Raw genomic sequence first — 12,445 nt, forward strand, 5'->3', positions numbered from 1 at the left:
CTCCTGAGTTGTTTAATTTTAATCCTTATTCTTTGTTTTGATAAAAAAATCTTACTCCTTATAAAAGATTTTCAGTCGGATTATCCAGCCTTTCATTCTTTTCTTGAGGTCTTGGATATAGGGATGAAATTTTTCTATTATGGAATATTTGTGACTACTGTAATTTTTGCCATTTATGGTTTGATTGCAAAAAAAGATTTTGGAAAGCCTCTTGCATTTGGTATAGTTCTTACAGGCATATTAGTCCAGATTAAGCATGTTTTAGGGAGGGCAAGACCTTCAACTTCAATTGATGGCTTCTTTAATGGACCTTACTTTGGCTATGCCTACTCTTCTTTTCCTTCAGGGCATACAACTTTTGCATTCATGGTTGCAACGGTCCTATCAAATTATTATCCAAGATTCCGTATTATTTTCTATATTCTTGCAGGTTGGGTTGGCTTTGAGAGAATTGAAGACTTTGCTCACTTTCCCTCTGATGTAATAGCAGGAGCTGTTTTAGGAACAATTATAGGGAAGCTGGTATTGCTTAAATTTTGTCCTGCTAAAAAGCAGGATAATGCCTAAATTTGTTTCTTATGATCAATTTTTAAACTTTCATCTTTATTTGAATTTGTCTCTGGCTCTGATACTGCTTTTTTGAATCCTCTTATGGCTTCTCCAAGTCCCCTACCAATTTCAGGCAACTTTGATGAACCGAAAAGAACAATTATAATTATTGAAAAAAGAAATACATCCTGATAACTAAGCATATTTAACCCCCTTAGATTTAAATCTAATTAACAATATACAGCACAGTTATTTAAGCTTTCAATTTAAGCCCGAACTACTTAACAATTACCACAGGGCATGAAGCATATGTGGCAACTCTACGGGAGACTGAACCAAGAAGCCACCTTTCAATTTTTGACATGCCCCGTTGTCCCATTATAATCATATCAATACCATTTTCTGCGGCATACCTTACAATCTGGTCTGCTGGATGCCCAACGGCAATATCGGTTTTAATTTCTAAAGCGCGGGTTCTGGCAAGAGGCAATATCTTTTCAAACTCCTTTTTGTAGTATTCTGTGGCGCTATCAATAACCGCCTTTGTCTCAACGATTTCGCCATGCTCTGGCGGTTGGGCTACAGAAAGAAGAATGATTTCTTTATCCTTTGAGGCAAACTCGTCAACAAGACTTAAAGCAAAATTAAAAGCTTTTATTGATTCCTCAGAGCCGTCAAAGGCAACTAAAATTTTTTTTAACATAACTTAAACCTCCTTTTTTGTTTTAGGTAAAAGATATTTTGGCATATAAAAGGCATTGGCAATTATGGTAGGAACAACAGCGCTACCAATTACCGCTACAATTAACAAAGAATACTGATTTTGGTCGATTATTCCATGAGTTAATCCAAAGAGTGCTGAGATTGAGCCAAAGGTAAGACCTGTTGACATAAGAAGGGTCGTATACATGCCTTCTTGATGTCTGAACTTAAATAGCTTTGTCACAGGATAGACACCCAAAATTTTTGTTATCATTTTTCCACCTAATAATATCAAAAGTGCCAAAGGAGCTGCAAAAATTGAAGGAATCGAAACAAAATAGCCTGCCCTTAAGAAATAAATTGGAGTTAAAAATCCTATAGTCAATGTTCTAAGCCTTCTTATAAGCTGATTGTCCTTGCCAACAGTGCCAGCTAAAACCATGCCTATAATGTAGGCTGGAAGAACTGCCTCGCTTCCAGACCATAGTGCAAGAGCACCAATACCAAAAAGAATGAACAGTAGATACTTTGTTTCAAACTCAGAGGGTTTATTACCAAATTTTTTGAATATCTTTGGAGTAATAAAAGGAAGTAATACAGCAATTACTATCATCACAATCATAAAAATAAGAGAATTGGTAGTAAAAGGCGAAAAGATTAACCCCAATGCTAACACTGTTCCGAGGTCATTGACAAAACAAGCTGCAAGAATGACTTTACCAAACTCAGTCTTATTAAGTCCAAGCTCAAGCATTACAGCATATACCACTGCCACAGAGGTAGTAGAAAGGGCAACACCTGCAAGCCAGCTTGCTTTCGCACTCCAGCCAAGAAGCCAGTATGCAACTGCTGTGCATCCAAGAAAAGGAGCAATAAATGCAACTAAGCCTATTCCTATCGTCTCTTTCCAACGAGTCTTCATTACCTCAGGCTCAAGTTCAGCTCCAGCCAGAAAAGTAAGCATTATGGCTCCAACTCCGGCAATAAATTTAATCCAGAGGTCATTTTCACCAATGGAAATTCCTGTTCCAGCAATAGCAAGACTTGCAATTGCTCCAACTGCTATTTCCGTTAAAGCTGTTGCTAAACGGAGCTTCGTTGCTATTACTGTTGAAAGTAAGGCGAGAAAAAACCAAAATGATGCTTGAATAAGAATCTCAAACATACATGCCTCCTTATTCAGTGAGTAACTCTACCTTTAAAAGTAGGAGTTATCAGCCACTGAAACTCAGAGGCACTTAAAGGCGAACTCCATCGCCTTTTTTAAGATTAAAAAAATTTGAATTAATCTGTCAATGATGATTAAATTTTTAAGATATTCTTAGTTCTTTCTAAGAATTCTCGGGCTAAAAATATCGCTTCTTTTGAGTCTTCGTAGTCAAAGGGAATTTCTGGATAGTAATCAGCCTCTTCTCTCATCTTTCTAAGTCTCCCAATTACCTTGCCTATCTTTGTATCAAATTCACCAGTTTTTATATAGTAAAGCCCAAACATTCTTTCAACTCCTTCATGAGTCTTTGGGTCAACAGATTTAATAAGGAGAAGTGCCTTTGCAGCATGATAAACAGTGTAATAAGCTGATACTATGCTTTTATAATAAAACTCCCCTTCTTGTAAAACAATAGCTGCTTCTAATTCCTTTTCAGCTCTTTTGAGTTCATCTTTAGCTCTTATTAAAGCCTCTTTCTTACTTATTCTCTCAACCATAGCGTAATCCCGTCTTTTTTTATTTCTCTGAATAAACTTCTCTCTTTTTCTATAAGCTCTTTTTCATTTATAAATAAAGCAGAACCTAAAACATTATATTTAAGTTCAATCCCAGAGAGTAAATCAAAAATTTCATATTTTTCTTTTTTATCAAGGGGTTTTTCTGTGATGAAAAGAAGGTCAATGTCTGATTCTTCGGTAAAATCACCTCTTGCCTTTGAACCGTAAAGAATAATTTTTTTTATTAGGGGATATGATACCCTTATTTTTTCAATAAGTTCATTTAAAAACCTTTCTTCAAAATAGTGTAAATGTCTAAGTTTATTATTTCTTTTTAGCACCTTCATATCAAATTATAGCATAAAAGAAAAATGTAAATTTTCAAATATATTTTTATGTAACAGTAGTCACTAAAATTTTACTTGACATTTTATTTATAATTTGTAACAATAGTTACATATAATATTGGAGGTGAAAATATGGAAACTTTTTACATTGTAGGGATGATTATTGCGGGGTTGTTTTTTGGATGGACAATAGGTTCTCATTATACCGGTGCAGTGATGGGTACAGCTTATGGAGCAAAAATATTTGATATCAGAACTGCTACATTAATAATGGCAGTATGTGCTCTGTTAGGTGCAACTCTACAAAGCCATGAGGTTATTAAAACAGTTGGTGCAGGAATTATTCCTATTGAGTATCTTACACCTTTCAGAGCAATGATTATGATGCTTAATGCAGCCTTAGTTACTGCTGTTAACACCTGGCTAAAGCTGCCCATATCAACAGCTCAGTTAGCCTGTTTTTCCATTGTTGGAGTTGGTCTTGCTATTGATGCTCCGATTGCTTGGGAAAAAACCATGCTACCCCTTGCTATTACATGGGTTGGAACGCCATTGGTTGGATGCCTCTTTGGTTTTATCTTTACTAAAACAGTAGGAGCAATAGAGAAAGCAGAAAAGTTAAAAAGGGCTGTTCTTATACTTGCTTGCTGCTATGCATCCTTTACATTGGGAGCTAACAATAGTGGATTGGCTGTTAGTGTTCTCTACGGAAGTGGAACTGTTAAATCTCTTTTATTTGCTGGATTTATAGGCGGAGTTGTTGTTGCAATAGGTGCTTTAACTTGGGGTAGACCTCTACTTGAAAAAGTAGGACTTCATATTGTTCAGCTCGAGATAAACAGTGCCATAGGAGCACAGTTTGGACAGGCAACAACAGCTTATATTGCAGCCCTACTTGGTTATCCTACATCAATGAATCAGGCGATTGTAGGAGCAATTGGTGGCGCAGGGCTTGCAAGAGGAGTAAAGTACATTCAGCTTAAAGTTATAAAGGAGATTGTAATAAACTGGTTCGTCTCTCTGATTGTTTCAGGATTCACAGCCTATTTTCTATACAAAATTTTTTCATGGCTATTAGGAGCCAAATAAATTAGGAGGGAGCAAAATGTTTTCAAAGATTCTTTATCCTACAAAGTTTGATGAGTTTGCTTTGCAAATTTTGAAAAGTCTCATATGTTTAAAATCAGCAGGATTGAAAGAGGTCGTATTGCTTTATGTGATAGATGAAGAGGCTATTTATCTTGCCAAGGAATCTGGTCTACCAGTTGATATTGAGCAGATTAAAGGGTCTGCAAATGAAAAAATGAAGGAATATTTAGATTATCTTAAATCAAATGAATTGTCAGTAAAGACAAAAATAACTTCAGGTAAGGTGGTAAATGAGATTGTCAAAGAAGCAGCCCTTGAAAATGTCTCCCTAATTGTAACCGGAAGACATAAAAGGCAAATGATAGATGAGCTATTTATTGGTTCTACTACAGATGGGGTTGTAAAGAAGTCACCATTACCTGTATTGGTAGTAAAATATCACACAATCAGGCTTATTGAAGGTAAAGTCACTGAGCAATTCTGCCCCCATATTTTCAGAAAAATTCTCTATGCTACTGACTGGTCAGAGCATTCAGAAAGGGCTAAAAAATACATACCCCTTTTGTATAATGTAGGAGCAAGGGAAATTGTAATAGTTCATGTAATTGAAAATGTGGGCAAAGAAGGAGAGGATGAGCGATTAAAAAACTTGAAACAAGAGTTTGAACAAATAGGCTTTAAGGCTAAAACTTATCTAATTCATGGAAAACCATACAAAGAGATTATTAATGTTGCCGCTGAAGAGGATATCTCTCTTATCTTGATGGGTTCTCATGGCAAGGGATTTATAAAGGGAGTTCTGCTTGGGAGTGTTTCCCAGAGGGTTCTCGAATACAGTGATCGTTCTGTGCTCATTGTAAAATAGGAATGAGATTCCTCGTCGCTAAAGCTCCTCGGAATGACAACAAGAGGAATGACAGATGGAGGTAATTGGAAAATATCAGAATTTGTAGTTTATTTATTCTCAATAAATTACAATTTTTTTGACAGACTCTATAATTGATAAGGGAGGATAGCATTGAAACCAGCTACCATATTTATTGTTTTACTTGGTTTTGTAAGTCTTTTTTCTGATATGACCTATGAGGCTGCAAGGAGTATCACAGGTCCTTATCTTGAAGTTTTAGGAGCCTCTGCTGCCTTAGTAGGTTTAATCGCTGGACTTGGAGAGTTTTTAGGATATTCTTTAAGACTCGTTTCAGGCTGGCTTGCTGACAAGACTGGGAAATACTGGACAATAACAATCATCGGCTACTTGATAAATCTTCTAAGCGTTCCTGCCCTTGCCTTAGTAGGGCAGTGGCAGTTGGCTGCTCTTCTAATTATGGCTGAAAGAATTGGTAAGGCAATCCGAAATCCCTCAAGAGATGCTATGCTAAGCCACGCAACAGTAGAGATAGGTCGTGGATGGGGCTTTGGACTTCATGAGGCAATGGACCAGATTGGTGCTATGATTGGACCATTGATAGTTGCAGGAGTTTTTTATTTTCATGGAGGATACAGAGAGGCTTTCGGAGTGCTTCTAATTCCTGCTGTGATTGCTGTTTCCATCCTCATTTTTGCTCGAATTCTTTATCCATCTCCAAGAGATTTAGAGATAAGTAAGCTTCAGATTGAAACAAAGGGGCTAAGTAAGGTTTATTGGATTTATTTGGTTGCTGTTGCCTTAAATGGCGCTGGATATGCTGATTTTCCTCTTATTGCCTATCATTTTAAAAAAGTAGCAACGGTCTCTGAGCAATGGATACCAGTTTTCTATGCAGTGGCAATGGGAATTGATGCATTGGCAGCTCTGCTTTTTGGCTATCTTTTTGACAAAAAGGGGCTATCTGTTCTTATTATTTCAGTAGCTCTTTCAGCGGGTTTTGCACCTCTCTGTTTTCTCGGAGGATTTTACCCTGCCCTCATTGGAATGATTCTCTGGGGAATAGGCATGGGTGCTCAGGAGTCCATAATGAGAGCAGCTGTTGCCCTATTAGTTCCAAAAGAAAAGAGAGGAATTGGATATGGAGTATTCAACACAGGATACGGTTTGTTCTGGTTCTTAGGTAGTGTAATTTTAGGTTTTCTATATGATTTTTCAATAAATGCTCTAATAGCATTCTCAGTTGTTTTACAGCTTGCGGCAATACCTTTTTTAGTGAAAGTAAGAAAAATGTTACACTAAAAATTAAATGAAATGGCTATTCATATCCTATACAGTTCCGTCTAATCCCTCAAGAGCAAGAGTTTTTATATGGAGGGAACTGAAAAAGCTTGGCGCTATAAACTATCAGACCGTTTGGGTTTTACCATATTCAAAGGAAACTATGGAGAAGATGCAACCTCTTGAAAAAACTATAGAAAACTATGGTGGTCAAGTTCTTTTGATAGAAGGAAAAGTGGTAAATAAGGAAGACGAAGAGAGAATTATTAATTCCTTTGTTGAGGCAAGAAACAAAGAATACAAGGAAGTAATTGAGAAATGTGAGGACTTTTTTCAAGAGATATCCTTTGAGATAGAACGTCAAAATTTCATATTTGCAGAGGTAGAAGAAAATGAAGAGGAACTTGAAAAACTTAAAGCCTGGTTAAAAAAGATAGAAAAAAGAGATTTTGTAAATGCTCCTCTACGTAAAGAAGCTATTGAAAAAATAAAAAAATGCACAAAACTCTTTGAAGAGTTTTCAAAGAGGGTATACAAAGAATCTTCAAAAGAATAAATATCTACGGAGGAAAAATTATGAAAACATGGTTTGTTTATGTTTTTGGACGTTGGATTGTTCTTTCTGGAATTGCCGGTGCACTGCTTCAGTTTTTGTTAAGCGACTATTTTAAAATTCACACCATACCTGCCTTTTTACTCAATCAGTTTTTGCTTGCCAATGTTTTCTGGTTTGTGGACAAAGCTATCTTTAAATCGCATTTCAAAATACCGGCCTTTTTCCCTCTCTGGCAAATAAAAGAAAATGTAAGATGCGCTGATTGTGGAGCTATCTGCGAGGGTTACAGAGTTGTTAAAACTAAAAACTATGACCGACTTCATGACCCAGAGCCAGAATTTAGATGTAAAGATTGCAGAGAGAAAAAATTGGAAGAATTAAGGAAAAGAGGAGTGGAGATATAAAAAAGGTGGAGGTTTTCCCTCCACCTTATAAGAAAAAACAGAATTACTGTTTCTTTTCAGCTGGTTTTTCTGCTGGCTTTGCTTCCTTTTTCTCAGCTTTCTTTTCTTCTTTCTTTACTTCACCTTTTTTCTCAGCCTTAGCAGCAACTTTCTTTACGCTCTTTGCTGTGAGCTTGCCATCTTTCTCGGTGTATTTTACTACAACCTTGTCACCAGCCTTTACGTCCTTAATCTGCTCATCTGTTACGCCGATTGTGAGCTCCTGCTTTTTGCTTTTTACTGTGATAGACTTACCAACTGTGTCAATAGCTGTAAGTTCACCAGTAATCTGTTTTACTTTTTCTTTCTTAGCAGGTTTCTCATCTTTCTTTGCAGGCTCGGCTGGTTTTGCTGGCTCAGCCTTCTTTGCAGGCTCAGCTGGCTTTGCTGCAGGCTGCTGTGCAAAAGCAACTGATACGGTGAGAGCAAATATCAATGCCATTACGACTGCTATAACTCTCTTCATCCTCTCTTTTCACCTCCTTTCTTTTTCAGTTTAATTTAGGGATTTCAGTTTATGGCTGATATCTTTATCATACAAATTTAATGCCAATATCTTTATCGCAAAAAATAGACTTTTATAATTTTTAAGACTTCCTCATTTGGGGAAATTTTCCCTTTTCGGGAAATCATCGGATAAGCCAAACTTCTCTAATCTATACCAGAAGGTTTTATAGCTCATACCAAGCAGTCTCGCTGCCTTTGCTATAACATAATTTGACTTTTGAAGAGCCTTTTTTAGCAGCTCCCTCTCAAATTCTTCATAATTTATTCCCTCATCTGGAATATCAATGTGAAGAACACTTTTAGGCATCTTTAACTTTAATTCATCCTGTATATCTTTCAGCGTAATCTTATCACCCTCACAAATTATTATTGCCCTTTCTATCACTGTCTCAAGCTGTCTTATATTACCAGGCCAGTTATATTCAATCAATGCATTCAAAGCCTTCTCATCAATAGAGCTAATTCTTTTTCCAAACTCTCGGGAATACTTATCAATAAAAAATCTTGCCAGCTCAGGAATATCCTCCTTTCTTTCTCTCAAAGGAGGGATTTCTACTGTCACAACCTTAAGTCTGTAATACAAATCTTCTCTAAATTTACTCTTCTGCACCTCATCGGCAAGATTTTTATTAGTGGCTGCAATTATTCGCACATCAACTTTAGTAGTATCCTTTCCTCCAATTCTTCTTACTTCCTTTTCCTGTAAAACCCTCAAGAGTTTACTTTGAAGAGTAAGTGGCAATTCGGCAATCTCATCGAGAAAAATTGTTCCTCCCTGTGCAGACTCTAAAAGTCCTATTTTGCGGGTATTAGCTCCTGTGAAAGCTCCAGGCTCGTAACCGAAAAGTTCACTCTCAATAAGAGTTTCAGGTATGGCAGCGCAGTTTATTGCTATAAAAGGTTTATCTTTTCTTGGTGAATTGTAGTGTATAGCTTTTGCAATCAGTTCCTTTCCTGTACCGCTTTCTCCTGAAATAAGAACTGTTGCCGAAGTTGGTGTTACTTTTCTAACAATATCAAGAATCTGCAACATCTTCTTTGATTTGCCTACAATCCCTTCAATTTTAAAATGTCCATATAGCTCTTCTCTTAGTCTCAGATTTTCCTTAAGAAGAGTAGCTCTTTCTTGAGCCTTTTTCACCGTCAGTAACAGTATTTCTTTGTCAACAGGTTTGGTAAGATAGTCAAAAGCTCCTTTTTTTATAGCATCTACTGCTGAGGATATAGTGCCAAAGGCAGTAATTACTATGACAGAAGGCAGGAAAGGTTCGTGAGGCAGGTCAGTGAGGATGTCTATTCCGTTTTCATTCCCGAGTTTAAGGTCAGTGAGGATGATTTCAGGAAAGGATTCGGCGATTAAATCTCTGGCTTCTTGTAAACATGAGGCAGAGAGAACATTGTAGCCTTCTTCAGAGAGTATAGTGGCTAAAATCTCTCTTTGCAAGGGTTCATCATCTATTATGAGAACTGACGTCATATCTAAATGGGCAAATAAATTCGTATTTCTGTTCCTTCATTAGGCTTACTAAAAAACTCTATCCTGCCACCGTGTTCCTCTACAACTCTTTTTGTAAGCGGCAGTCCGAGCCCAAGACCTCCCTTCTTTGTTGAGAAGAAAGGTTCAAAAATTTTATCAATAAACTCTTCAGGAACGCCAGAACCTGTGTCAGCTATGCTCAGTAAAAGCTCGTCATCTACAATTTCTGTCTTAATGAAAAGAACTTTTTTCTCCGAATCTCTCATTGCATGGATTGAATTAGTTATTATGTTTATAAGAGAACTTTTCATCAAATCAACATCTAAACTTATACTGAAATCAACTTTGTAATCTTTATAGATACTAATTCCATCTCTTTCTACCGTTGGTTCAATAACAGATAAGACCTCTTCAATAATTTCAACAACACTTGAAATTTTTTTATTCAACCTGAGAGGCCTCGTGTATTCGAGATACTCGGTAATAAGATTATTAACCCTGTAAATCTCCTGTTTCATGCTCTTAAGAAGTTTCTGGTAGTCATTGGAGCTATTATTCTCTTTTTTTAACTTTTCTATTAAATGGTCAATACTTAAGTTGATAAAATTCAGAGGATTTCTTATCTCATGAGCAATGGTTCTACTTAACTGACCAATGGCAGATAGATGTTCTGCCTCCCTCAATCTTTGCTGCAGAGATTGATTTTCCTCGAGCTTTTGAATCATAAAGTTGAAACTCTCTGCAATTTTACCAATCTCGTCTTTTCTGTTAATATCTAAGCGATAGGTAAAATCTCCTTGGGCAACTTTCATTGCTGCTTCTTTTAAATCATCAATTGGTTTAGTATATCTCTTAGAAATCAGATAAGTAAGAACAATGCCGATGGAAAATATTAGAAGATTCGTCAAAATTCTTTTAAAGGCATTTGCCTTAAGTATCTCTGAAAAATCGTCTTTATTTACTCTAAGATGTATGTATCCATACTGAACGTTACCTGCAATAACGGGCACTATCACATTATATACGCTTTCCTCTTCAAAAACAGGCTCGCCAAGCTCAGCTTTAATAATCAACTCCTTTTTTCTATGAGTGATAGGTTTTCCTATGTTTTGAGGATTAGTGCTTGCAATAATCTGCTGAGCATTACTTATTATGGAGACTTCCTTTATTCCCCTTGAATTTAGCCTGTTTAAGTATTCTGAAAGCTTATTAGAACCTCCTCTGGTGACCTCTTCTACACCTATTTGTATTGCCTTTGTGAGGTCTGCTGTTTGTTTTTCTATTTCCTTAAGAAGCCTCTTTTCAGTTTGGGCATAGAAAATATATAGAGAAGACATGAGGGTCATATTTAAGAAAAGAAGAAGTAAAATGAGCTTCCATCTCAGCGTTAGCCTATCAAACATTTTTACAATCATGTATAATGTATTATATTATGCTTTCAGAGAGAATATCATCCATCTTTAAAAAAATAAGCTATGCCGCTTTAAAAGTAGATAGAAATCCCGAGGAAGTCCGATTAATCGCTGTAACAAAATCGCAGCCTGTTGATAAAATAATAGAAGCAGCAGACTTAGGATTAAGAATTTTCGGGGAGAGTAGAGTTCAAGAGGCAAAAGAAAAAATTGAAAAAATTACAGAATTCAAAATTGAATGGCATATGATTGGACACCTTCAGACAAATAAAGCAAAAGAAGCGGTAAGACTATTTTCTCTGATTCATTCTGTTGACTCTGAAAAACTCGCCATTGCCTTAGACAGAGAAGCCTCAAAATTTGGCAAGCTTCAGCGAATACTTATACAGGTTAAATTGTCTGATGAAGAAACAAAGTTTGGTGTGAAAGAAACAGAAGTTGAAAAATTAATTCAAAGTTGTATAAAACTTAAAAATCTGAAAGTTGAAGGACTTATGACTATTCCTCCTTATTTTGAAAATCCTGAAGATGCAAGGTTCTATTTTAGAAAACTTAGACAGATAAGAGATGGGCTGATAGATAAATACGATTTTCTCAAAGAGCTATCAATGGGAATGTCCCACGATTTTGAGGTAGCAATTGAAGAAGGAGCAACAATGGTGAGAATAGGAAGCGCCCTTTTCGGGCAAAGAATAAATGGGGAGGTTAAATAAAATGATAGGCTTCATAGGTGGAGGTAACATGGCAGAAGCCCTTATAAGAGGGCTTATAAAAGAGGGCAAGAAAAATATACTCGTTTCTGAAGTTCTCGATGAAAGAAGAAGGTATCTTGAAAAATGTTATGGCATAAGAACAACTTCTTCTAACAAGGAGTTAGTTAGTCAAACAGAGATAATTATCTTGGCTGTCAAACCTCAAAATATTAAAGATGTTCTCGAAGAGATAAAAGATACTGTAACTGATAAGCATACGGTAGTCTCTATTGCAGCAGGAATAACTATTAATTTGATAAAAAACTACCTCAAGACAGATAAAATTATTAGAGCCATGCCAAACTTGGCTGCCATTGTAGGAGAATCAATGACTGTCCTTGCTCTTTGTGATTGTCTCGAGATGAAAATCGTAGCACCTGTCAGAGATATTTTTATGAGCGTAGGAAAGGTAATTACCCTTCCTGAAAGCTATATGAACCTTGTTACTGCCTTTTCAGGCAGTGGGCCAGGATTCTTCTGTTTTATACTGGAAAAATTCATTGAAGTAGCCACACAGATGGGCTTTACCGAAGACATTGCATCGGAACTTCTAATACAAACATTCATCGGAACAGCAAAACTACTTGATAGCGGACTTCCACCTGAAAAAATAAGACAAAAAGTAACATCACCTGGAGGAACAACAGAAGCGGGGCTTAAAATTCTCTCGGATGATACATTTAAGGAACTTCTGCATAGAACCGTCAGCAAGGCTACTGAAAGAGCTAAAGAGCTATCATCGCAGGGAGATTAAAATT

Annotated in this window: 16 protein-coding genes and 1 riboswitch; of the genes, 8 read left to right on the forward strand and 8 right to left on the reverse strand. The window is 36.5% G+C overall.

The window, feature by feature from the left end:
• The first annotated feature begins 123 nt into the window (after positions 1–123).
• Positions 124–567: a phosphatase PAP2 family protein gene (locus ACZ430_RS06240; RefSeq protein ID WP_297210008.1), complete on the forward strand. Its 444-nt coding sequence runs from the start codon at positions 124–126 to the stop codon at positions 565–567.
• Here the strand turns inward: ACZ430_RS06240 and tatA are convergent.
• From tatA to ACZ430_RS06265, 5 genes are all read right to left on the reverse strand, one after another.
• A complete protein-coding gene (gene tatA, locus ACZ430_RS06245; protein WP_297210005.1) occupies positions 564–752 on the reverse strand; it encodes a twin-arginine translocase TatA/TatE family subunit in 189 nt (62 codons plus the stop codon). The two genes, ACZ430_RS06240 and tatA, sit on opposite strands and share 4 nt — an antisense overlap.
• A gap of 74 nt (positions 753–826) precedes the next feature.
• Positions 827–1,252, reverse strand: a complete 426-nt coding sequence (locus ACZ430_RS06250) for a universal stress protein (RefSeq protein WP_297210002.1) — start codon at positions 1,250–1,252, stop codon at positions 827–829.
• Between the two features lie 3 nt (positions 1,253–1,255).
• Positions 1,256–2,416, reverse strand: a complete 1,161-nt coding sequence (locus ACZ430_RS06255) for a cation:proton antiporter (RefSeq protein ID WP_297209999.1) — start codon at positions 2,414–2,416, stop codon at positions 1,256–1,258.
• 33 nt (positions 2,417–2,449) lie between these two features.
• Positions 2,450–2,519: riboswitch (Fluoride riboswitch) on the reverse strand.
• Between the two features lie 34 nt (positions 2,520–2,553).
• On the reverse strand, positions 2,554–2,958 hold the full coding sequence (locus ACZ430_RS06260; protein WP_297209997.1) for a HEPN domain-containing protein: 405 nt from the start codon (positions 2,956–2,958) through the stop codon (positions 2,554–2,556).
• Entirely contained in the window at positions 2,943–3,305 is a 363-nt protein-coding gene (locus tag ACZ430_RS06265; protein ID WP_297209995.1) for a nucleotidyltransferase domain-containing protein, read from the reverse strand. The genes ACZ430_RS06260 and ACZ430_RS06265 overlap by 16 nt, the downstream gene beginning before the upstream one ends.
• A gap of 132 nt (positions 3,306–3,437) precedes the next feature.
• On the opposite strand from ACZ430_RS06265, the gene ACZ430_RS06270 reads away from it, so the two are divergent.
• The 5 genes from ACZ430_RS06270 (at position 3,438) to ACZ430_RS06290 (ending at position 7,500) form a co-directional block, all read left to right on the forward strand.
• Positions 3,438–4,394 (forward strand): inorganic phosphate transporter, encoded by a 957-nt coding sequence (locus ACZ430_RS06270; RefSeq protein ID WP_297209992.1) that lies wholly within the window; start codon positions 3,438–3,440, stop codon positions 4,392–4,394.
• A gap of 16 nt (positions 4,395–4,410) precedes the next feature.
• Entirely contained in the window at positions 4,411–5,259 is an 849-nt protein-coding gene (locus tag ACZ430_RS06275; RefSeq protein WP_297209989.1) for a universal stress protein, read from the forward strand.
• A 153-nt stretch (positions 5,260–5,412) separates the two neighbouring features.
• Entirely contained in the window at positions 5,413–6,561 is a 1,149-nt protein-coding gene (locus tag ACZ430_RS06280) for an MFS transporter (RefSeq protein ID WP_464910439.1), read from the forward strand.
• A 7-nt stretch (positions 6,562–6,568) separates the two neighbouring features.
• Positions 6,569–7,096, forward strand: coding sequence for a Chromate resistance protein ChrB (locus ACZ430_RS06285; protein WP_297209984.1), 528 nt, complete (start codon positions 6,569–6,571; stop codon positions 7,094–7,096).
• Positions 7,097–7,116: 20 nt separating this feature from the next.
• Positions 7,117–7,500, forward strand: a complete 384-nt coding sequence (locus ACZ430_RS06290; RefSeq protein ID WP_297209981.1) for a hypothetical protein — start codon at positions 7,117–7,119, stop codon at positions 7,498–7,500.
• Positions 7,501–7,543: 43 nt separating this feature from the next.
• On the opposite strand, the gene ACZ430_RS06295 is transcribed toward ACZ430_RS06290, so the two are convergent.
• From ACZ430_RS06295 to ACZ430_RS06305, 3 genes are all read right to left on the reverse strand, one after another.
• Positions 7,544–8,005, reverse strand: a complete 462-nt coding sequence (locus ACZ430_RS06295; protein WP_297209979.1) for a hypothetical protein — start codon at positions 8,003–8,005, stop codon at positions 7,544–7,546.
• A gap of 132 nt (positions 8,006–8,137) precedes the next feature.
• Complete coding sequence (locus ACZ430_RS06300; protein ID WP_297209977.1) at positions 8,138–9,523, reverse strand: sigma-54-dependent transcriptional regulator; 1,386 nt, start codon at positions 9,521–9,523, stop codon at positions 8,138–8,140.
• A gap of 2 nt (positions 9,524–9,525) precedes the next feature.
• Positions 9,526–10,926, reverse strand: a complete 1,401-nt coding sequence (locus tag ACZ430_RS06305) for a sensor histidine kinase (protein ID WP_464910440.1) — start codon at positions 10,924–10,926, stop codon at positions 9,526–9,528.
• A 17-nt stretch (positions 10,927–10,943) separates the two neighbouring features.
• Here ACZ430_RS06305 and ACZ430_RS06310 point away from each other — a divergent pair, with 17 nt between their 5' ends.
• On the forward strand, positions 10,944–11,648 hold the full coding sequence (locus ACZ430_RS06310; RefSeq protein ID WP_297209971.1) for a YggS family pyridoxal phosphate-dependent enzyme: 705 nt from the start codon (positions 10,944–10,946) through the stop codon (positions 11,646–11,648).
• Position 11,649: 1 nt separating this feature from the next.
• The gene (gene proC / locus ACZ430_RS06315) at positions 11,650–12,441 is read left to right on the forward strand and encodes a pyrroline-5-carboxylate reductase (protein WP_297209969.1); all 792 of its coding nucleotides are present in this window, start codon (positions 11,650–11,652) and stop codon (positions 12,439–12,441) included.
• The last annotated feature ends 4 nt before the right edge of the window (positions 12,442–12,445 follow it).

Source organism: Thermodesulfovibrio sp. TK500a (genome assembly GCF_055381765.1).